Source organism: Methylophaga sp. OBS3, from assembly GCF_026319325.1.
Taxonomy (GTDB): domain Bacteria; phylum Pseudomonadota; class Gammaproteobacteria; order Nitrosococcales; family Methylophagaceae; genus Methylophaga.
This window is the reverse complement of record NZ_JAPDMU010000002.1, coordinates 406,443-426,410: the sequence shown is the minus strand read 5'-3', so window position 1 is coordinate 426,410 and position 19,968 is coordinate 406,443. Positions and strand designations below refer to the sequence as shown.

22 protein-coding genes are annotated in these 19,968 nt (G+C 45.1%); 4 read left to right on the top strand and 18 right to left on the bottom strand.

The window, feature by feature from the left end; all coding sequences use genetic code 11:
- Window positions 1-10: 10 nt before the first annotated feature.
- From OMP94_RS06435 to OMP94_RS06425, 3 genes are read right to left on the bottom strand one after another with little or no spacing between them, the layout of a single operon-like run.
- Window positions 11-601 (bottom strand): type 4a pilus biogenesis protein PilO, encoded by a 591-nt coding sequence (locus OMP94_RS06435; protein ID WP_266277391.1) that lies wholly within the window; start codon window positions 599-601, stop codon window positions 11-13.
- Window positions 601-1,167, bottom strand: a complete 567-nt coding sequence (locus tag OMP94_RS06430) for a PilN domain-containing protein (RefSeq protein WP_266277389.1) — start codon at window positions 1,165-1,167, stop codon at window positions 601-603. The genes OMP94_RS06435 and OMP94_RS06430 overlap by 1 nt, the downstream gene beginning before the upstream one ends.
- Entirely contained in the window at window positions 1,167-2,228 is a 1,062-nt protein-coding gene (locus tag OMP94_RS06425) for a pilus assembly protein PilM (RefSeq protein ID WP_266277387.1), read from the bottom strand. Before OMP94_RS06425 ends, OMP94_RS06430 begins: the two co-directional genes overlap by 1 nt.
- A gap of 191 nt (window positions 2,229-2,419) precedes the next feature.
- Between OMP94_RS06425 and OMP94_RS06420 the strand changes: the two genes are divergently transcribed.
- Window positions 2,420-4,840 (top strand): penicillin-binding protein 1A, encoded by a 2,421-nt coding sequence (locus OMP94_RS06420; protein WP_266277385.1) that lies wholly within the window; start codon window positions 2,420-2,422, stop codon window positions 4,838-4,840.
- On the opposite strand, the gene OMP94_RS06415 is transcribed toward OMP94_RS06420, so the two are convergent.
- The 10 genes from OMP94_RS06415 to OMP94_RS06370 form a co-directional block, all read right to left on the bottom strand.
- Entirely contained in the window at window positions 4,841-6,343 is a 1,503-nt protein-coding gene (locus OMP94_RS06415; protein ID WP_266277383.1) for a M48 family metalloprotease, read from the bottom strand.
- Between the two features lie 19 nt (window positions 6,344-6,362).
- Entirely contained in the window at window positions 6,363-6,563 is a 201-nt protein-coding gene (gene rpmE / locus OMP94_RS06410) for a 50S ribosomal protein L31 (RefSeq protein WP_266277381.1), read from the bottom strand.
- Window positions 6,564-6,686: 123 nt separating this feature from the next.
- The gene (locus tag OMP94_RS06405) at window positions 6,687-7,250 is read right to left on the bottom strand and encodes a class I SAM-dependent methyltransferase (RefSeq protein ID WP_266277374.1); all 564 of its coding nucleotides are present in this window, start codon (window positions 7,248-7,250) and stop codon (window positions 6,687-6,689) included.
- Window positions 7,250-8,701 carry a TrkH family potassium uptake protein gene (locus OMP94_RS06400; RefSeq protein WP_266277372.1) on the bottom strand — a complete coding sequence of 484 codons (1,452 nt, stop codon included), beginning with the start codon at window positions 8,699-8,701 and terminating at the stop codon, window positions 7,250-7,252. Before OMP94_RS06400 ends, OMP94_RS06405 begins: the two co-directional genes overlap by 1 nt.
- A 7-nt stretch (window positions 8,702-8,708) precedes the next feature.
- Window positions 8,709-10,220: an apolipoprotein N-acyltransferase gene (lnt, locus tag OMP94_RS06395; protein ID WP_266277370.1), complete on the bottom strand. Its 1,512-nt coding sequence runs from the start codon at window positions 10,218-10,220 to the stop codon at window positions 8,709-8,711.
- On the bottom strand, window positions 10,220-11,089 hold the full coding sequence (locus tag OMP94_RS06390) for an HlyC/CorC family transporter (RefSeq protein WP_266277368.1): 870 nt from the start codon (window positions 11,087-11,089) through the stop codon (window positions 10,220-10,222). Before OMP94_RS06390 ends, lnt begins: the two co-directional genes overlap by 1 nt.
- Window positions 11,086-11,550 (bottom strand): rRNA maturation RNase YbeY, encoded by a 465-nt coding sequence (gene ybeY / locus OMP94_RS06385; protein ID WP_266277366.1) that lies wholly within the window; start codon window positions 11,548-11,550, stop codon window positions 11,086-11,088. Before ybeY ends, OMP94_RS06390 begins: the two co-directional genes overlap by 4 nt.
- Window positions 11,547-12,521 (bottom strand): PhoH family protein, encoded by a 975-nt coding sequence (locus tag OMP94_RS06380; protein WP_266277364.1) that lies wholly within the window; start codon window positions 12,519-12,521, stop codon window positions 11,547-11,549. Before OMP94_RS06380 ends, ybeY begins: the two co-directional genes overlap by 4 nt.
- A gap of 20 nt (window positions 12,522-12,541) precedes the next feature.
- Window positions 12,542-13,882: a tRNA (N6-isopentenyl adenosine(37)-C2)-methylthiotransferase MiaB gene (miaB, locus tag OMP94_RS06375; RefSeq protein WP_266277362.1), complete on the bottom strand. Its 1,341-nt coding sequence runs from the start codon at window positions 13,880-13,882 to the stop codon at window positions 12,542-12,544.
- A 111-nt stretch (window positions 13,883-13,993) separates the two neighbouring features.
- On the bottom strand, window positions 13,994-14,308 hold the full coding sequence (locus tag OMP94_RS06370) for a hypothetical protein (protein WP_266277360.1): 315 nt from the start codon (window positions 14,306-14,308) through the stop codon (window positions 13,994-13,996).
- A gap of 98 nt (window positions 14,309-14,406) precedes the next feature.
- On the opposite strand from OMP94_RS06370, the gene OMP94_RS06365 reads away from it, so the two are divergent.
- Both OMP94_RS06365 and ycaO read left to right on the top strand, forming a co-directional pair.
- Window positions 14,407-14,607: a DUF3185 family protein gene (locus OMP94_RS06365; RefSeq protein ID WP_266277358.1), complete on the top strand. Its 201-nt coding sequence runs from the start codon at window positions 14,407-14,409 to the stop codon at window positions 14,605-14,607.
- A 115-nt stretch (window positions 14,608-14,722) separates the two neighbouring features.
- Complete coding sequence (gene ycaO, locus OMP94_RS06360) at window positions 14,723-16,486, top strand: 30S ribosomal protein S12 methylthiotransferase accessory factor YcaO (RefSeq protein ID WP_266277356.1); 1,764 nt, start codon at window positions 14,723-14,725, stop codon at window positions 16,484-16,486.
- Here the strand turns inward: ycaO and OMP94_RS06355 are convergent, their stop codons facing one another.
- From OMP94_RS06355 to OMP94_RS06345, 3 genes are read right to left on the bottom strand one after another with little or no spacing between them, the layout of a single operon-like run.
- Window positions 16,487-16,879, bottom strand: coding sequence for a hypothetical protein (locus tag OMP94_RS06355; RefSeq protein WP_266277354.1), 393 nt, complete (start codon window positions 16,877-16,879; stop codon window positions 16,487-16,489).
- A 28-nt stretch (window positions 16,880-16,907) separates the two neighbouring features.
- Window positions 16,908-17,225, bottom strand: coding sequence for a hypothetical protein (locus tag OMP94_RS06350; RefSeq protein ID WP_266277352.1), 318 nt, complete (start codon window positions 17,223-17,225; stop codon window positions 16,908-16,910).
- Between the two features lie 31 nt (window positions 17,226-17,256).
- A complete protein-coding gene (locus tag OMP94_RS06345; protein WP_266277349.1) occupies window positions 17,257-17,553 on the bottom strand; it encodes a DUF1840 domain-containing protein in 297 nt (98 codons plus the stop codon).
- Between the two features lie 116 nt (window positions 17,554-17,669).
- Here OMP94_RS06345 and radC point away from each other — a divergent pair, with 116 nt between their 5' ends.
- Window positions 17,670-18,344 carry a RadC family protein gene (radC, locus tag OMP94_RS06340; RefSeq protein ID WP_266277347.1) on the top strand — a complete coding sequence of 225 codons (675 nt, stop codon included), beginning with the start codon at window positions 17,670-17,672 and terminating at the stop codon, window positions 18,342-18,344.
- Here radC and OMP94_RS06335 read toward each other — a convergent pair.
- Together OMP94_RS06335 and OMP94_RS06330 are read right to left on the bottom strand one after the other, a co-directional pair.
- Complete coding sequence (locus tag OMP94_RS06335; RefSeq protein ID WP_266277345.1) at window positions 18,341-19,075, bottom strand: cytochrome b/b6 domain-containing protein; 735 nt, start codon at window positions 19,073-19,075, stop codon at window positions 18,341-18,343. The two genes, radC and OMP94_RS06335, sit on opposite strands and share 4 nt — an antisense overlap.
- Before the next feature lie 41 nt (window positions 19,076-19,116).
- Complete coding sequence (locus OMP94_RS06330; protein ID WP_266277343.1) at window positions 19,117-19,950, bottom strand: thymidylate synthase; 834 nt, start codon at window positions 19,948-19,950, stop codon at window positions 19,117-19,119.
- Window positions 19,951-19,968 lie beyond the last annotated feature (18 nt).

The window sequence follows — 19,968 nt, the reverse complement described above, 5'->3', positions numbered from 1 at the left end:
GTAGGCCCCATCATTTGTCTTTCTCATCAAAATAACGATACGTTTTTGCTGTAAGGTCAATCGTCATCATGCCAGTATCTTCTTTCAGTGGCCCCATTTTGAAATTATGGAGTGTCACAATACGTGGTAAAGCTGCGACACCACTGACGAACTCGCCAAATTGATGGTATTTACCTGTTAACCGCATCGTAATCGGCAATTCAGCGTAAAAATCTATTGGTCGCTCACTTTCTGGTCTGAACAATTCAAATTCCAGACCATTAATTAATCCCGTTCTGGAGATATCAACCAGTAAGTCAGCGACTTCATTTTTACGTGGAAGCTGTTCGAGCATGCCTGAGAAAACAACTTCCATCTCTTTCATCTGTTCTTTGTAAGCCTCAAGGTTGACGGCTTTTGCTTGCTTATCCTCAAAGGTTTTTCTGAGTTCCAACTCTTTTTGCTCCAGTGAAGCTAACTCAGTACGTTTGTCTTTGATAATCAAATAGTAACCAGCACCCCAAACCACCAAACAAATTAGGATGATAGAGATAATTTTAATTGGTAACGGCCATTCACCGCTTTCATTAAAATCCAGATCGGATAATGAGGATAATTCCATTATTTGTCCTCCTCATTTTTAGCAGGTTTACTTTCATCAACATTGAGGGTGAATTTACGAATTGCATCATCACGTCGTGAAGAAGTTCTCTCAACAACTTTGAGTTTTGATTCGTTAAACTCAGCATCGTTGTCTAACTGATTCATAAATACTGAAACTCTTGCGTTACTTTGGGCAACGCCCTGCAGAGTATAGTCTTCACCAACACGACTAACTGTATCTAAGTGGATACCTTCCGGTACCGTTCTAACCAACGCATCCAAGACCTTAACAACCTTAGGTCTACTTGCCTGTAACTCTTGAATAACTTGCATACGGGCAACAAGTCGAGCCCGCGCTTTTTCTAGGTTCTGAATTTCCTTAATGACTTTGTCGAGCTGAGCAATTTCTTGTTGCAAATAACTGTTACGGCTGTTTTGTTCATCAATCAAGCCATTCGCAAAAGACGTTGCGAAGTACAGCACCGCTAGTGCAAAAATCAATCCCGCCACCAATGCTACATAGAATTGTTGCTGACGTTCCTGACGGCGGACTTCACGCCATGGCAGTAAATTTATATGAGCCATCAGTCAAAACTCCTCATGGCTAGTCCACATGCAATCAACATTGACGGTGCATCATTGCTTAATGACTGCACTTTAATACGAGAGGCAATAGCCATATCGGCAAATGGGTTTGCTACCGAGGTTGAGGTACCCGTCTCTGCTTCAATCATTTCGTCAACGCCTTCAATCGAGGCGCAACCACCAGCTAAAATAATGTGGTCGATTGATTGATACTGACTAGATGCCGAAAAGAAAAACTGCAGTGCTCTGGTGACCGTCATGGTCATTGAGCGTTTAAAGGGTTGTAAGACTTTAGGCACGTAATCATCTGGCAAACTGGAAGGATCTTTTTTTGCCCGACCAGCCTCTTGATAAGACATACCATAATGGCGCTCAATGTCTTCGGTAAGCATGCGGCCACCGAATGTTTGTTCGCGGGTGAAGACGATTTTCCCGTCTACCAAAACATGTAAAGTGGTGACTGTTGCGCCAACATCAACAACGCCCACCGTTAAGCCTTGTCCATGATGAGGTAACTGCTCAGCAATCAACGTAAAAGCATTTTCCATAGTGTAGGCTTCAACATCGACTAGCTTGGGCTTTAGTCCCGCTTTTTCGATGACGTCGGTTCGCGCATCAACATTTTCTCTACGCGATGCTGCAAGCAATACATCTACTGCTTCAGCATCGACTGCAGAAGTCCCTAAAACTTCAAAGTCGAGACGAACTTCTTCTAGCGGATAAGGGATGTAATTTTCAGCTTCAAGTAATACGTTTTCTTCTAGCTCACGCTCAGATAATGAGGCGGGGAAAGAAACTGTTTTGGTAATGGCGGCATTTGCAGAAACCGCAACGGCGACTTCTTTAGCCTTTGAACCGGAGCGTTTGACTGCGCGCTTAATCGCACCAGCGACTTCGTCACCATTTTCGATTCGCCCTTCAACGACCGCATTTACGGGTAAAGGCTCAACCGCATAAGACTCGACCAAGAAACGGTCGCCTTTTTTATGTAGCTCTAATACTTTTACTACAGAAGAGCTAATGTCTATTCCCAGTAGCGGATTTTTTTTCCGTCCAAACATGACTCGCCTCAATTCCGGTCGAACCGATTTATAAAGCAACACTTACCTGTGTTAGTTAAAGTAGTTTATTAGGTATCTTTAATATGTCAATAAAAAATGTTCTTTAACAAGTACATGGGCCTATGTACTGGCTTTATCGATACTTTATATATACTCTACTAACACTCTTTTTGCGATCCTGAAATACCCATATGTCGAAATTTTTTTTCCGTTTAGTGAGCACGCTGTTTACTTTATTTATTCTAGGCGTGGTCAGTATCGCTGCAGTTTATTATATTTTAGCGCCCAAATTACCTGATACCGAGGAACTTAGAAAGGTTCGCCTGCAAATTCCGATGCGAATTTATAGTAGCGAAGGTTTGCTAATGGCCGAGTTTGGTGAGAAACGTCGTGTGCCTGCGGAGTATGACGCCATCCCTCCACAAATGATAAATGCCTTCCTAGCTGCTGAAGATGACCGTTTTTTCGAACATCCAGGGGTTGATTATCAAGGTATTATTCGTGCGGTGTATGCTCTGGCTGTCACAGGTGAAAAATCACAAGGTGGCAGTACAATCACAATGCAGGTTGCGCGTAACTTTTTCCTCAGCCGTGAAAAAACTTACTTACGTAAGGTCAATGAAATTATTTTAGCGCTGCAAATTGAGCAAACTTTGTCAAAGGAAGAAATACTCGCGCTATATCTCAACAAAATTTATCTTGGTAGCAGAGCTTACGGTGTAGGTGCCGCTGCAGAAGTCTACTACGGTAAAAAGCTATCACAACTGACATTATCCGAAATGGCAATGATTGCCGGCTTGCCTAAAGCACCATCAGCTTCTAATCCAATTAACAATCCGGAAAGAGCCTTAGCTCGTCGAAACTATGTGTTAAGTCGTATGCTTGATGTTGGCTTTATTGATGAACAAACCTATCAAATGGCCATCGATGAACCGGTTACTGCCAAATATCATGGTCGCGATATTGAAGTATACGCACCCTATATCTCTGAAATGGTCCGAACCCAGCTTTATGATGAATACGGTGACGAGCTTTATACAAATGGTTTAAAGGTATTCACAACGATTAAGTCTGTCCATCAACGTGCTGCAACTGCAGCATTACAAGACGCATTGTTAGCTTACGATCGTCGTCATGGTTATCGTGGTGCACTTAAACAAGTTACTTTTGATGAAGCACCAAGTGCCGAAGAAGCCGAAAAACTGCTGGACACATTCCAAGCATTTGGGCCTCTGCGTTCAAGTTTAATACTGAATATTGACGACGATAAAGCCGAAGCAAGTGTTTACATCCGTCGTATTGGTGAAATTACGCTTCCTTTCTCTGCGGTTGCTTGGGCTCAACCTAAATTGAGCACAAATAGTTTAGGTAAAAGGCCACAAAAGCTGAGTGATGTCATTGCTAAAGGCGATATTGTTTATTTACGACAAGATAATGAACAAGAATGGCAGTTAGCCCAAATCCCTGAAGCCGAAGGTGCCATGGTCGCATTATCACCTTTTGATGGTTCAATTACGGCTTTACAAGGTGGTTTTGACTTCTTTAATAGCAAATTTAACCGTGCGCTTCAGTCAAAGCGTCAACCCGGCTCTGGTTTTAAACCATTCATATATTCAGCTGCATTAGAAAAAGGCTATAACGCTGCCACCGTCGTGAATGACGCTCCAGTAGTGTTTGATGATGTTGGTTTAGAAAACGTATGGCGTCCACAAAATTACAGTGGTCAATTTTATGGCCCAACCAGACTTCGTGAGGCGCTCACACACTCTCGCAATCTGGTTTCTATTCGCTTGATGCGAGATATTGGTATTGAGTACGTTATCGACTATGCCAAGCGTTTTGGTTTCGAACCTGATCAATTACCTAAAAATTTATCCTTGGCTTTAGGTAGTGGTAGTGCTGCGCCTATTGATATGGCGAGAGCTTATGCAACCTTTGCCAATGGCGGCTACCGAATTGAACCTTACTTTATTAAACGTATTGAAGATGGTGATGGTGAAATACTGATGCAAGCTGAGCCATTTACGGTTTGCGAAACCTGTATTGCACCACTTGATAAGCCAAAAGAGATTGATGCCGACACAGAACAGTCTCTGGCCAGCTCTTGGATGGGCTTTAAACCTGCTGAGAGAATCATTCCGGCACAAAATGCCTATTTAATGAATAGCATGCTACGTGATGTTGTCCGTTCAGGTACCGGCCGTCAGGCGCTCAGCTTAGGACGCGATGATCTAGCTGGTAAAACAGGAACGACCAATGATCAAGTTGATGCTTGGTTTAATGGTTATAATCCAGAGTTAGTTGCTGTCAGTTGGGTAGGATTTGATAACCCACGCAACTTAGGTCGATATGAAACTGGTGGCCGAGCTGCATTACCGATGTGGATAGACTTTATGCGTGAAGCACTGCGCTCAGTGCCAGAAGAAGAGTTTATTCCACCAGTAGATATGGTGACTGTTCGTATTGACCCTGATTCAGGTTTGCTCGCTCATCCAAATAGCGAAAATGCTATTTATGAAACATTCCGTGCTGATGAAGTACCGGAAGCAACAAGTTCGCAAAGTTATGGAGCGGGTAGCGAAGAAGAGGATTCGTTAATCGAGTTGTTCTGATCAACGAATCCGTTTAAGCAATCTTCCTGGTTGTAATTGCTTGTCTGGATAATCTCCATTAAGCAATTGCAGCTGTTGCATTGGGCTATTGCTGATGCGAGTTGATTGTGCCCACTTAGCATAACTATCATCATTGGTTGCCCGCACCACCTCAATACGTTGGGCTTTCGCTAAGTGACGCTCATTCTCACGTAACACGTGCAAACTGTCAGCTGTTGCTAAAAAGGCTTTATCGAACTCACCAAATTCTGGCTCGTTTTTCACGCCACCGATAAAGATATAAGCCTTATCTTTGAGATAAACCACTGATAAACGATGCAACTTGCCATTTTGCTCGGTGATGCCGGTATAACCTTCCAAACCATTACTACTAAAGCTACGACCTTCACGCAGATTACTGACATTCATACGATCACGAATAAACTCTGCTGGCGTTTGCTTGCGGTTTAAATCGGTTGCACCCATTTGAATAAACGCTTTGCCTTCAGGGGCAATTGCTTGCAAGTTGCTTGGGTTGTTCTGGATATGCCAGTCTTGAGGGAACTGAAGCGCAAACTGCATTTCGTTGTGGTAAAAGTTTCGACCAGAACGAATACCTTGTTTTTCACTATCGCCAAAAACCATGCCATCAATGCGGCTCAAGTATTTTTCTTCACCAACTTCTCCACCACGAGCAGCTAAATACTGATCTGCCGCTTTAACGACCTGTTGTAAGCGCGTGTCATTATCAGGATGGCTAGCAAAAAGTCCGTGATAGCCCTGATATTCACGACCTTGTTTTTTTGCTTCGGCTTCAGCAAAAACGGATTGGTCTTTCAGAACACTAATGACTTCAATCATTGCTTGAGGGTCATATCCACTCTTGGCGAGATACTCCGCACCCAAGCGATCAGACTCTAATTCGTGCTCGCGACCATAACCACTTAACATGGCACCGCCAAGAATGTTAAAAACATTTTGTGCGCCAGCGTTGCGTAAACCCGGAAGAAATAGAGAGCCCAAGGTATAACCAAGATTGGCAGCCTGTGCAGCACTTTGCTGGCGAACACCATGACGCGCCGTGACATGGCCAACTTCATGGCCTAATACTGCAGCAAGCTCCGCTTCTGAGTTTAAATAAGCCATAAGGCCACGTGTTATGTAGAGATAGCCACCAGGCAAAGCGAAAGCATTGATTACTGGTGAGTCTAATACCGTAAATCGATAAACCAGATCTTTACGGTGACCTACTCCTGCAACACGCTCACCGACCGATTGAACATAGGCTTGGAGTGCCTCATCTTCGTATCGGCCATACTCTTTAATGATTTGCGGGTGATATTCACGGCCTAGGGCAAGCTCTTTGTCTTCACTGAACATGACAAAGTCTTGTTTACCGGTGACAGGGTTCTGCGCACAAGCAGTTAACCCCAAAAACAACAAAGCCCCCACTGGAAGGCGGAGGCTTTGAGATCCCCATTTTTTTGAAACGATAAGTTCAAAAATATGATGGATTAAATTCATACGGGCATTGCCCCTTTGATTATTTTCCGTATTTTTGACGGAATTTATCAACACGACCAGCGCTGTCCAGCATTTTTTGCTTGCCAGTGTAGAACGGGTGACATTCTGAACAAACATCCAGCGACAGGTCACCAGCGCGGGTAGAACGGGTTTTGAAGCTGTTACCACAACTGCAGGTAACGTCGATTTCACTGTATTCTGGATGGATATCCGCTTTCATATCATTTCTCGCAAATTGTTAGGTTGCCAAAACACGCCTTGGCGTTTGATGCTTTAGAACCGCGTAATTCTACTGATCCCTTTATTAATCAGCAAGTTTAATTTGTCAATATTCCGTTTAGACTTAGCCAACACGCTCTGCAACTAACATCGCAATATCTCGCTGACCACGAGAAACATCGCCTAGTAGCGCCTCCTCACGATAAAAACGTGGCCGTAAACCCGAAAACATCTGAAGTAATTCATTATCCGCCAGCAAATATTCAGGATTACTTGGACCGCGGTCAGCTGTTTTTTGCTGACACCAGGTTTGGTAAAACAAAAGACCGCCGGGTTTTAATGCGTTAACAATACTCGCAGCCAACGCTCTATCTAGGAAATAACTGACAACCACAACGTCATATTGTTCCGCTTCAGGCGTCTGACTCACAACATCACAAACTTGGGCGTTCACGGCACTCGAAAATTGTTGTAACTGCTGAATCGCAACAGGTGAAATATCTCGCGCTGTCACTTGTAAACCGAGATTAGCTAAAAGCAAAGCGTTACCACCACGCCCACAGGCAACATCGAGCGCAGTACCCGCTTTAGGCAATAAATGCTGGTTTTGTATTAACACTTCGGCTGCAATAGGTCTCGTCGTTTGACCTAGATACTTTGCATCCCATTTACGCTGAATATCAGACATTAACGACGCCAAAACGCGGGCGTGAGCACTACCAGCAAGGTAAAGATTTCTAGACGACCCAACAACATCGCAACACACAGAATCCACTTGGATGTGTCATTGATACTGCTAAAGTTTGATGACACCTCACCAAGTCCCGGACCAAGATTATTCAAGCAGGCGGTTACAGCAGAGAAAGAAGTCACCACATCCAGCCCTGTCGACATTAACGCCAGATGCATGATGCTAAAGCAAAAGACATATAGCGCAAAAAAGCCCCAAACGGCGCCGACAATTTTAGCTGGTAGCGCTTTGCCATTTACCCGAATCGCAAACACGGCATTCGGATGAATAAGCCGTAACACTTCACGATAGCCCTGCTTAAATAGCAGCATCACACGGATGACTTTCATGCCGCCACCCGTTGAAAATGCACAACCACCGATATAACTGGCAAATAGCAATAAGATCGGCAAAAAACCTGGCCAATAGGCAAAATCAGCGGTGGTAAAGCCGGTAGTCGTGCCAATGGAGACTGTCTGGAATATGGCTTGGCGAGCGGCAAGTGAAGTACCGTCAACGGCTGCGGTAATCAACAAATAGGCAAAGGTCACTATCGATACGATGACCATAATGCTTAAAAACACTCTTAGCTCTGAGTCTTTCCAGTAATGGGCGAGGCTACGATTACGCCAAGCAATAAAATGCAGTGAAAAGTTTAAGGCTGAAATGAGCATAAAAATCACAGCGATCATTTCAATCACACCACTGTTGTAGTGTCCCAAACTGGCGTCGTGGGTAGAAAAACCACCAATCGCAACCGTGGCAAAACTATGTCCAATCGCATCAAACCAGGCCATACCTGCCAAATGATAAGCAACCGCACAAGCAATGGTCAGGCTCATGTAGATATACCAAAGCGCTTTAGCTGTTTCCGTGATCCTAGGGGTTAACTTGGCATCTTTCATTGGGCCCGGCGTTTCAGCACGGTAAAGCTGCATACCACCCACGCCTAATAATGGCAAAATCGCGACCGCCAGTACCACGATCCCCATGCCGCCTAACCACTGTAGAAACTGACGGTAAAATAAGATTGATCGAGGTAACTCATCTAGCCCCGTCAAAACAGTGGAACCCGTCGTCGTCAATCCCGACATAGACTCAAATACCGAATCAGTGAAACTCATCATCGGATCGGTGGATAAGAAAAATGGTAACGAACCTGAAAAGCCCAACGCTAACCAGAACATCACGACCACGATAAAACCATCGCGAATCTTCAGTTCTTTACGATGTTTTCGTGCTGGCAACCAGAGTAATGCGCCGATAGAAACTAACAGGCCGAATGCGGTTATGAACGCTTTTGCTTCACCATCGTGATACAGGAATGACACGAGTATTGGCGGCAGCATGGTGATGCTAAACATCGCCAGCAAAATACCTAATATTCGCTGAATGGTTAAAAGCTGCATAGCTTAATCAGAACTCGCCTTGACGGTAAAAATGCCGATAATACGCCCAGCCCGCCAACAAAACCAAAAGTATGCCAATTAATGGCCATGGCCCCAACTGTACATAAGGTGTTGCACCCGCCCGCGGTTGAACTGATTCCGTTATCACCGCTTGTTCAAATTGAGGACTTTGCGTGCCTAATTGACCTTTGTAGTCAATAAACGCTGAAATTCCATTCGTTGTCACCCGAAGTACAGGACGCCCAGCTTCTAAAGCTCGGCTTCGTGAAATCTGTAAATGCTGATGTGGTGCAAAAGAATCACCATACCAAGCATTATTGGTTGCATTCACTAGCAAACTTGCTTCAGGCAACGTTGCACGAACTTCTTCTGTAAACGCATCTTCATAGCAGATGGTAATACCTAAAGGCTGACCTGCCGCATGGATCAATGGCTGATGCTGCGGACCAGGCACAAAGCCAGACATTGGCAAATCAAAAAATGCGATTAGCCCACGTAAGGTTTCAAAAGGTACATAGTCGCCAAAAGGTACTAATTGTTTTTTATGATAAAAGTCAGGTGTCGGCGATAACTTTGCCATGCTGTTGTAATAGCGTTCACCATCTTCATCCAGCACTGGCAAACCAACCAGCAATTCGGCGTTATGCTTGGCAGCTTCTTCTGCTAGTGGCAGTAAAAAAGCCTCATCAATATGATGATAAAAAGCTGTTGCAGCATTTTCTGGCCAAATAATGAGATCGCTATCCCAATTTTGGGCGCTCAAACTTGCGTAGAGTTGTAAGGTGTTTCTAAGTTGCTCGGGATCCCATTTTATCGCTTGATCCACGTTACCTTGGATCATTGCGACCTTAACGGGTGAGTCCTTCTCAGTAGTCCACTCAATGGTATTTAAAGCCGAGGCGGCTGGCCACAATAAAATTGCCGGCAAAACCCACAACAACTGTTTATGTTGCCATGCGGTGAGCAACAGCCCGGCAGTCAATGCCACCAACCACGAGGCACCATACACGCCCAAAATCGGAATAATGCCAGCTAAGGGTCCATCGATTTGAGCAGTACCGACTTCCAGCCACGGAAACCCACTCAAAAACCAGCTTTTGAATATCTCAAAACCAATCCAACCGGCAGGTAGCAACAAGACATAATCAAGGCCGCTTAAGCGCTTATCATTAATCCACTTTATAAAGCAGCCAAGTGCCGCTGGCATTAAGGCCAAAAACGCGACAAACCCTAACGTTAAACCGCCCGCTAGCGGCCAACTCGCCTGACCAAACTCATGTATTGCAACATAAATCCAAGAAACGCCGACGCCAAACATGCCCACGCCAAATAGCCAGCCACGCCAAAATGCCTGACGCGGTTTGACGTCACGCCAACTAACAAATAATAAAATGAGACTGACGACCGCGATTGGGTAGCCATAAAAAGGAGCAAATGCCAGCGGCAACATCGCACCGCCCATTAACGCAAGCCAACTGCCTAGAGGACCACGCAACTTCGAGCGACGCTCACTAAACATTATTCTGCGTCTGCCTCGCTCTCAATTACTTCAGGCAACACCGTCATACGCATTAAATGCACACGGCGGTTATCAGCGCGTAAGATTGTAAATTCAAACCGGTCGATGGTGATCTGCTCATTACGGCCCGGTAAATGGCCAAATTGATTAACGACATGGCCACCGACTGTATCAAAGTCATCATCACTCCACTCCACTTCAAAAAACTCATTGAAGTCTTCAACTGGGGTTAATGCTTTGATGGTGTAAGTGTTTTCATCACGCTGCAAAATCGGTGCATCATCGTCGATATCATGTTCATCTTCGATTTCGCCGACGATTTGTTCTAGTACGTTTTCAATGGTGACCATACCGGCAACACCGCCGTATTCATCAACCACAATCGCCATATGATTACGACGAGCACGAAACTCTCTCAGTAATACATTGAGGCGTTTGCTTTCCGGAATAAAGACAGCTGGACGAAGTAGTTCACGTAAATCAAAATCAAATTCCCCAGCATTGACGACCGCTGTCAGGAGATCTTTGGCCAACAGAATACCGATAACATCATCGCGGTCATCATCAATCACAGGGAAACGTGAGTGAGCTGTCTCGGTAACAAGTTTGAGAGTTTCTGCAGCGGGTGCGTCACGAGAGACCATGACGACTTGCGAGCGCGGAATCATGATGTCACGTGCTTGCATTTGTGAGACGCTGAGTGCGCCCTCAACAATCGCTAATGCTTCAGAATCCAAAATATGTCGTTCAGAAGCGCTTCGGATAAGCTCGATCAGTTGTTCTTGATCTTTTGGCTCTAAAAATAAATTACTTAGTCGCTTTACCCAGGACTGCGGGTTACTTGAGCGACTCGGTCGGCCCTCGTTCATGGCGTTACCCTCGATTCAATATAGGGATTTTCAATATCAAACTGTCGCAAAATGGCGATTTCACGACTTTCCATTTCTACGGCATCATCATCATTGATGTGATCATAGCCCAAAAGGTGCAAACAACCATGAACGGTTAAATGCGCCCAATGTGCTAATTCCGTTTTTTGCTGTTCGGCCGCTTCTGCCGCAACTACCGGCGCGCAGATCACCAAATCACCTAACAATCTTGGTTCTAATGGTACGGGAGATTCGAAAGGAAAAGACAGCACGTTCGTTGGTTTGCCTTTACCACGATATTCATAATTGAGCTGCTGGCTTTCTTCAGCATCGACAATACGAATACTTAACTCACAATCTTCCGCAACTTCTTGCAACGCAGCCTCGGCCCAAGCTTGAAACTGGGTTGCATCCGGACAAAAGTTATCACTTACCGGTTGCAAATCTATGAAAACGTTCACTGTTTTCTTTCAGCCTTATCGTAAGCAAGAATCACTTTTTGTACCAGAGAGTGGCGCACCACGTCTTTGGCTTGGAAAAAGGTGAAACCAATGCCCTCAACGTCTTTCAACACTTCTATGGCATGACGCAGGCCACTGCGGTGGGCGGCAGGTAAATCTATCTGGGTAATATCACCGGTGATAACCGCCGTTGAGTTGTAACCCAAACGGGTTAAAAACATTTTCATCTGTTCGGTTGTGGTGTTTTGCGCTTCATCCAAAATGATAAATGCTTCATTCAAGGTACGACCACGCATATAAGCCAGTGGCGCAACTTCAATGACATTACGCTCAATCAGTTTGGCAACACGCTCGAAGCCCAGCATTTCATATAACGCATCAAACAAAGGACGCAAATAAGGATCGACTTTCTGTGCCAAGTCACCTGGTAAGAAACCTAAACGCTCACCAGCTTCAACCGCAGGACGAACTAACACGATACGGCGCGCAAAATCACGCTCTAAAGCCTCAACAGCACAAGCAACCGCTAAGTAGGTTTTACCTGTACCAGCAGGACCAATACCAAAGTTAATGTCGTGGGTCATGATGCGGCGAAGATACGCCTGCTGATTTTCACCACGGGCTTTCACCAAACCACGTTTGGTTTTGATGGTGACTTCTTTTTCGACTTCAAATCCGGTTGAATCCGCACCGCCAACTTCGCGAATTGCTAAGTGGACTTGTTCAGGTGCCAACACCGTTTGGGCCGTTTCGGCATACAAGGTGTGAATCACATCCTGAACATCCGCCAGCTTGTCAGCATGACCAATGATCTGGAATTTGACGCCGCGATTATTGATTTCAACACCAAAGCCGCGCTCCATCATACGAATATGTTCGTCTAGATGGCCACACAGGTTGGCAAGACGCGGATTATCCGCAGGGCTTAATTCAAAGCTAATGCTGTCTAATGACGCAGTGGTTTCGCTCACAAATAATATCCGTGAATGGCTTAGAGGATAACGCTATCAGCAAGCAGTTCTGCTCGCAAGGAGTTGCTGTGTGCTTCAGTCACATGCACATCAACAAATTTGCCGATTAGCGTGTCGTCGCCAGGGAAATTGACGACTCGATTGTTTTCGGTACGACCGGCCAATTCGCCTTCATAACGGTGCGCAGCACGCTCAACTAATACGCGCTGAACACTGCCGACCATTGATTGGCTGATGTCCATTTCTAGCTCACGCAAACGATCTTGCATGATTTGCAGCCGCTGTTTTTTAACGTCTTCGCTAACATCATCATTAAACATTGCCGCAGGTGTACCCGGACGGGCGCTATAAATAAAGCTGAAAGAATGATCAAAACCAATCTGGTTAATCAGATCCATGGTGTCTTGGAAATCTTGTTCAGTTTCATTCGGGAAACCAACAATAAAGTCGCTAGACATACTCAGCTCAGGGCGAATCGCTTTCAGACGTTCGATTTTTTCAATGTATTGCGCAACAGTATGGCCACGTTTCATCATCGCCAAAATACGGTTCGCACCAGACTGCACAGGTAAATGCAGATGGTTCACTAACTCAGGCACCTCAGCAAACGCTTGAATCAGCGAGTCAGAGAACTCCACCGGATGCGAAGTGGTAAAGCGGATACGGTCAATGCCTTCAATCGCAGCAACGTAGTGGATGAGTAGCGCCAAATCTGCTGTTTCATCATCTTCGATAATGCCTTGGTAAGCATTAACGTTTTGACCCAATAAGTTAACTTCACGTACGCCTTGCGCCGCCAATTGACGAATCTCACGCAAAATACTGCCAACCGGACGACTAACTTCTTCACCGCGGGTATAAGGCACAACACAGAATGTGCAGTATTTGCTGCAACCTTCCATGATCGAAACAAAAGCTGTCGGGCCTTCAGCTCGTGGGGCTGGCAAATGATCGAACTTTTCAATTTCAGGGAAAGAAATATCGATTTCAGGCTTATTGTTTTTGCGGACTTCGTTAAGCATTTCTGGCAAACGGTGCAGTGTCTGTGGGCCAAAAATTAAATCAACCCATGGCGCACGTTTACGAATGGCCTCACCTTCTTGGCTGGCTACACAACCACCAACACCTATCACTAGATGTGGTTTTTTGTCTTTCCAGCGCTTCCAGCGACCCAATTGATGGAAGACTTTTTCCTGTGCTTTTTCACGAATCGAACAGGTATTAAGCAACAGAACATCAGCCTCTTCAGCGACTTCAGTTGGCACCAGTTGATGTGAGCTACCCAGCACTTCGGCCATCTTGTTCGAGTCGTACTCGTTCATCTGGCAGCCAAAGGTTCTGATAAAAAGTTTTCCGGCCATAAAATCTTAGATTTGCAAAGGGCCGTAAGGATACGCTTTTTAAGGGAAATAGTACAGACAAGTGATTGTTTTTTCAGGCCCAAAAGCCAAAAACATGTGCATCTTCAATGTTTAATCTGCTCGCCGATAACGCTGTCGATATTCAAAGGCTTCCTGGCAAGCTGGTAAATCGTAATATAAAGGCGCTCGAATGACCTCACCCTGACGCATCAGCGCAGCACCGTGATCACGATAAAAATGCTGACATTCGGCTAAGGTTTTCGATTCATTAGCCACACAGTTTTGGATTAGTTCGGTACGCTCTGGTGCCAATTTAAGGACTCTTGCCGCTTCGCACTCAGCATCGAGTTGTTGCTGAACATCCGCTAAAACAGGAAAGCTCAACATCATTGCCCCCATGAAAGCAAAGTTATTCAGCGTGTTCATCTCACGTTGCCTCCAACTATCCGCCGCTTTTCACATCACAGCGTTAAAAATTACGCTATGGTGTCTGCATAATTTCAATAAACCTGAGGAGAGCGTGCATGTCTGGTAATAAAATTTTGGGCGTCGTCTTACTAGTCATCGGTGCCATTCTGTTATTTTTTGGTTACAACGCATCACAATCACTGGGCGATCAATTGACTGAAACATTCACGGGCAAGTTCACTGATGACACCATGTGGTACATCATGGCTGGCTCAGCTTCTGTTGTCGTCGGTGCTTTACTCGCCTTTCGTAAGTAATTGAGATTGGCCATAATCCCGTAAAGCCAAGCTGATATCATAGGCAGCATGCTTTAACTTACTAAACAAAAAGCCTCCTCGATTTGGGGGCTTTTTATTTTGCCGAGAGTTTTTTATGACAGAACAAACGTTTATCAAAGGTAAAGATCGCGATCTGGAATCCAGTATCGAGACCATGCAAGCCAAATTGAAATCTTTTGGTTTTGATATCGAAGTCGCTTCATGGCTAAATCCAGTCAGTAACGTTTATTCCGTCCACATTCGTGACAAAACTTGCCCGTTGATGTTTACCAACGGTAAAGGCAGTACAGAAAAAGCCTGTCTCGCCAGTGCACTTGGCGAATATTTCGAGCGACTCAGTTGTAATTACTTTTTCGCTGACTTTTATTTGGGTCAACATCACAGCAACAGTGAATTTGTTCACTACCCTGACGAGAAATGGTTTGATAGTGACGGCGAAGCAATGCCAGAAGGCCTGATGGATGAAGGCTTGTGGCAATACTTTGATCCCGATAATTCACTGACACCAGATAGATTATTTGATACCAATTCGGGGGCTGGTGAACGTGGTATTTGCGCGGTACCGTATCACCGTCTGCGTGATGGTGAAACGCGTTATATTCCGGTTAATGTTATTGGCAATATTTATGTCAGTAACGGCATGTCTGCCGGCAATACTCAAAATGAAGCCCGCGTTCAGGGGCTATCGGAAGTTTTCGAGCGTTACGTTAAGAATAAAATCATTGCTGAAGCGATTTGCCTTCCGGAAGTCCCTGAAGCCGTATTAAATCGCTTTCCAAAAATTCAGCAAGCGCTTCAAGAGCTGAGAAATCATGGCTATCACTTGAGAGTGGCTGATGCCTCTCTTGGTGGTCAGTTCCCAGTTATGTCGGTCACCTTAATCAATCCAAAAGATGGTTCCGTATTTGCGTCTTTTGGTGCTCATCCAAGTTTTGAAGTCGCACTAGAGCGCACTGTTACCGAGTTACTGCAAGGACGTGGCTTAGATCAGCTCGATGTCTTCCATCCGCCGACATTTGATTTAGAAGAAGTCGCTTCACCCGCCAACTTAGAAATGCATTTCATCGATTCTAGTGGTTATATCTCAAACGACTTTTTCCGTGAAACGCCTGATTATGCTTTTGCTGATTGGGATTTTGATGATGCCACTGCCGATGAATTTAAGTTTTTGACCGATAAAATTCACGAGTTAGGATTTGATATTTATATCGCCGACTACCGTCATCTAGATGTCTATGCTTGTCGTATTTTGGTACCGGGCATGTCAGATATTTATCCCGTTGATGAGATCTTTTGGGAAAACAACAATGAAGGCGCGCTATTTCGCGAAGACTTTCTGACCCTAACAGATGGCAATCCAGATCATTGGCGCGATATTTTGGAGCGCCTAGACGAAGGTGGCTATAACGACCAAACTCCGGTTGCACCGTTTATTGGTTTGGCACCCGATCCAGGCACCTTATGGGCCGAAATTCGTCTTGGTGAAATTAAAGCGATGCTGTGCTTAGCACTGCAAGATGAAGAAGCTATCGACTGGATTGATTGGTGCCTGACATTGGATCAAGCCAGCGAAGCAACCATTTTGCATTACCGCTGCTTAAAAGCGTTGCTGGAAATCAAATGGGATGACGACCGCGACTATGCCGAATACACCAAAGGGTTAGCACTGATGTATGGTCAGCAAAATGTTGATGACGGCCTACTCATCGTTGAAGGCAAAAAGCTATTTCATAACCTCCATTGCCCAGGCTTAAGCCTTGAAGGTTTTGCCCGTCACAATGCTTTGCTGGCCGGTTATGAGAAGTTGCAACAAGCCAAACGGACTAACTGGGGTGGCAAAGACGCTGTCAGCGCGTGATTAATCACGCGCATGCTTGAGCTCAAAACCTCGGACGATGACATAGGCAATTAAAGCAAACACAAAAACGACCAAATAGAGCCATGCAATACTTTGCAGGGTTTCGATCAGTGTGCGATAGATTTCAATCACCCAACGTTCGGTGGTTAAGGCTAGCTCTTCTGCCCCCTCGTATTGCGCCGTAATGTATCGTTCGAGCTGATAAATTCTGACGCCGCCCGAGATCCCGACCACATAGGTGGCAAAGACAATATATTTTTGCCAAGCAATGCTGATGGGGTCTTTGATGATGCGTTGAAAAATATCAGCCAGTGGCGTTTTAAATAACGAGACGACAATAAACGACACCCCAAAAGCCAGCAAAAAAGTCACGATCAACATGATAAAAAACATGGTGTTTGCTCCCGTGATTAATCAGCGTTTAATCACGCGTAATTGTGGTTTCGTATTCTGGGTTATTTAACTGTGCATCACCTTCAGGCAGACACTTAAAAGTCACATCATAGAAATAACGTACTTTGTGACGTTTACGCATTGTCGTGACCAATACTTTTTGGCCCATATCTGCACAATGCGCTTCAGCTTGACCCAAGGCTGAGCCTTTAGCTTCGGAATCGTTCAGGCCATCACTGGTCACGGTATACAAATTACCGCCCACATTATTGACGCCAGAGGTTTTCAAACCACAGCCCACCAAAAGCACTGGAAGTAACGATAATAAAATCCATTGTTTTTTCATTTTTCTAAACTCCTAAAACTGCAAAATTGGCTTACGAACGCCACATCACATCAGCATTCTGGCTTATCGCTGCTTTTAATAGTGAAATTAATGGTAAAGCGCGTTGTGATAAAGCGGGCTTAAATTCATCGTCAGGATCGGTTGATTGTTGTTCAGCCTTACTTTGCGTGACAGCCTTTTCTAACTTTGCCAAGGCAGGCGCTAAATCAACTGGCTGCATTGCGCCAGGAACAGTGCCACTATGTCCCATCAGACGTAGCAACTGAACAGCAACATCGCCAAACATCGTGATATCCGCAGAGGCTTTACTGGTAAATGTCACCAACATAATTACTTCCTTTCAAACGATGGCATGACATTAACGCCATGCTCATTTTTCAACAACTTGTTTTTACCACAGGCCAGCGCTACATTAAACCAAAGCTTAATCGCAGGGAGCGAATCATGGCTATCAAGGACTGGCCCGCCAACGAGCGGCCTCGGGAAAAACTGTTACAACAAGGCACGGCATCATTATCTGATGCTGAACTTCTAGCCATCTTCTTACGCACTGGCGTGCAAGGCTTATCTGCCGTCGATCTAGCACGAAAATTATTAGCTGATTTTGGCGGACTTCGGCCACTACTCGAGGCAGATCTCGCCACATTCAGCCAACAACATGGCCTTGGTCAGGCCAAGTTTGTGCAATTACAGGCTGTGTTAGAAATGAGTCGCCGCCATCTAGAATCCACGCTTAATCGTGGTAATGCTTTCACTGATGCAACCACCACCAGCAATTATCTGCAGCGACAATTACGGCACTTTGATCATGAAGTGTTTGCGTGCCTATTTTTGGATACACGTCACCGATTAATCAGTTTTGAACCGCTATTTCGGGGCACCATTGATGGCGCAAATGTTTATCCGCGTGAGGTGGTTAAGCAAGCGCTAAAACATAATGCTGCAGCAGTCATTTTTGCACACAACCACCCATCCGGGGTGGCTGAGCCTAGCCAAGCGGATATCCAAATTACCAAGCGTCTGCAATCAGCTTTGGCATTAGTGGATATCCGCGTGTTAGACCACATTATTGTTGGTGATGCGCTGACCTGCTCATTAGCACAAACCGGCGTTATTTAATCCGCATCAAATGGTTTGCCATCAAAATGTTTTTCACCGCTAAACATGGCTGAGGTCAGTCCACTGCGTTCACGATTTTCGGCAATTACGACCGCAATAATATGAACCATCACTGCTAGCGCCAATAAATAGAAAATATAGGTATGTAATGTCCGATAAGGCTTACGAAAATCACGCATTTCTTGGTAAGCAATTGGGTCAACATTGGTCTTATCGTAAGGTTTGATTTGATCTAATGCGGTTTTATCAGCAGCGACCCAGTGCTTGATTTGGTTACCAAAAGGCGCTGCGTAGATATCGGTGCTCCCCAATACCAAGCCCGTCACGCTTTGACCTGTCATCAATAACAACATCGCCAGCACACTCCAGCGCGCTAACGGATTATGACCCAAGAACTTAACTTGTTGACCAATCTTACGGCCTTGTAAATACGCATTCATTTGCGCTTTATAGACTTTACCAAATGGCAAAATCGCGCCCCAGCGGGCAAAACGGTTACCGGCAAATGCCCAAACAAATCGCCATAGCAGATTGATAACAAACACATAACCCGCCCAGCTATGAACTGTTTTCAGAAAGATTTTGCCATCATTAGTGACACCTATCTGTTCGCTAAACATCATCACCAAACCTAGTGCGGTCAGCACCAAAAATGACAATACGGCTACCCAATGAAAGATTCGCGTGCTGCGGTCCCAAACCTGATACCGATGTACCGATTGCTCTGACATTTTGCCTCCTGCTGAATTTATGTCTGCCTTGCTAGCGAAAGCTATACGGCGATAGGTGCTTTGATATGCGGCTGCGCTTCATAGTTCAGGATTTCAAAATCCTCAAAGCGATAATCAAAAATAGATTCCGGTTTGCGATGAATTTTTAACTGCGGTAATGGCCCAGGCTGACGCTGTAACTGCGTTTCCACTTGCTCAAAGTGATTACTGTAGATGTGCGCATCACCAATGCTCATGATGATTTCGCCGACATCCAAATCACACTGTTGAGCCAACATATGTGTTAGAAATGCCAATGAGGCCGTGTTGTAAGGGTTACCTAAGAAGAGGTCATTACTGCGGATATACAGTGAAGCGCTCAACTTGTTATCCGCAACGTAAAATTGATACAGCACATGGCAAGGCGGTAATGCCATTTTGCCTGCTGCGGCATTTTCCCAAGGCTTTTGTTTTTCGTCTGGCAGTAATGCGACATTCCAGCCATTAATAATGTGACGGCGGCTATCTGGATTATTTTTCAAGCCATCCATCAGCGCGGCGACTTGATCATAAACTTGACCGTCTGCGCCCTGCCATTTTCGCCATTGTGCGCCATAAACAGGTCCTAGCTCACCATCTGGCGTTGCCCATTCATCCCAAATTGATACGCCATTTTCTTTGAGATAACGGATATTGGTATCACCACTTAAAAACCACAGTAGTTCATGGAGAATGCTACGAATATGCAGCTTTTTGGTGGTCAGTAGAGGAAATCCTTCAGACAGATTATAACGAACTTGTCGACCAAATACACTTCGTGTACCGGTACCGGTACGGTCACCTTTATCAACGCCATTTTCCATGACATCACGGATCAAATCCAAATACTGTTTCATAAGCGCGTTTCTCTCTTT

Excerpts from the sequence above, each read along its gene's own strand:
- OMP94_RS06435 (WP_266277391.1), bottom strand. The coding sequence starts at position 601 with ATGGAATTATCCTCATTATCCGATCTGGATTTTAATGAAAGCGGTGAA.
- OMP94_RS06430 (WP_266277389.1), bottom strand. The coding sequence starts at position 1,167 with ATGGCTCATATAAATTTACTGCCATGGCGTGAAGTCCGCCGTCAGGAA.
- OMP94_RS06425 (WP_266277387.1), bottom strand. The coding sequence starts at position 2,228 with ATGTTTGGACGGAAAAAAAATCCGCTACTGGGAATAGACATTAGCTCT.
- OMP94_RS06420 (WP_266277385.1), top strand. The coding sequence starts at position 2,420 with ATGTCGAAATTTTTTTTCCGTTTAGTGAGCACGCTGTTTACTTTATTT.
- OMP94_RS06415 (WP_266277383.1), bottom strand. The coding sequence starts at position 6,343 with ATGAATTTAATCCATCATATTTTTGAACTTATCGTTTCAAAAAAATGG.
- rpmE (WP_266277381.1), bottom strand. The coding sequence starts at position 6,563 with ATGAAAGCGGATATCCATCCAGAATACAGTGAAATCGACGTTACCTGC.
- OMP94_RS06405 (WP_266277374.1), bottom strand. The coding sequence starts at position 7,250 with ATGTCTGATATTCAGCGTAAATGGGATGCAAAGTATCTAGGTCAAACG.
- OMP94_RS06400 (WP_266277372.1), bottom strand. The coding sequence starts at position 8,701 with ATGCAGCTTTTAACCATTCAGCGAATATTAGGTATTTTGCTGGCGATG.
- lnt (WP_266277370.1), bottom strand. The coding sequence starts at position 10,220 with ATGTTTAGTGAGCGTCGCTCGAAGTTGCGTGGTCCTCTAGGCAGTTGG.
- OMP94_RS06390 (WP_266277368.1), bottom strand. The coding sequence starts at position 11,089 with ATGAACGAGGGCCGACCGAGTCGCTCAAGTAACCCGCAGTCCTGGGTA.
- miaB (WP_266277362.1), bottom strand. The coding sequence starts at position 13,882 with ATGGCCGGAAAACTTTTTATCAGAACCTTTGGCTGCCAGATGAACGAG.
- OMP94_RS06370 (WP_266277360.1), bottom strand. The coding sequence starts at position 14,308 with ATGAACACGCTGAATAACTTTGCTTTCATGGGGGCAATGATGTTGAGC.
- OMP94_RS06365 (WP_266277358.1), top strand. The coding sequence starts at position 14,407 with ATGTCTGGTAATAAAATTTTGGGCGTCGTCTTACTAGTCATCGGTGCC.
- ycaO (WP_266277356.1), top strand. The coding sequence starts at position 14,723 with ATGACAGAACAAACGTTTATCAAAGGTAAAGATCGCGATCTGGAATCC.
- OMP94_RS06355 (WP_266277354.1), bottom strand. The coding sequence starts at position 16,879 with ATGTTTTTTATCATGTTGATCGTGACTTTTTTGCTGGCTTTTGGGGTG.
- OMP94_RS06350 (WP_266277352.1), bottom strand. The coding sequence starts at position 17,225 with ATGAAAAAACAATGGATTTTATTATCGTTACTTCCAGTGCTTTTGGTG.
- OMP94_RS06345 (WP_266277349.1), bottom strand. The coding sequence starts at position 17,553 with ATGTTGGTGACATTTACCAGTAAAGCCTCTGCGGATATCACGATGTTT.
- radC (WP_266277347.1), top strand. The coding sequence starts at position 17,670 with ATGGCTATCAAGGACTGGCCCGCCAACGAGCGGCCTCGGGAAAAACTG.
- OMP94_RS06335 (WP_266277345.1), bottom strand. The coding sequence starts at position 19,075 with ATGTCAGAGCAATCGGTACATCGGTATCAGGTTTGGGACCGCAGCACG.
- OMP94_RS06330 (WP_266277343.1), bottom strand. The coding sequence starts at position 19,950 with ATGAAACAGTATTTGGATTTGATCCGTGATGTCATGGAAAATGGCGTT.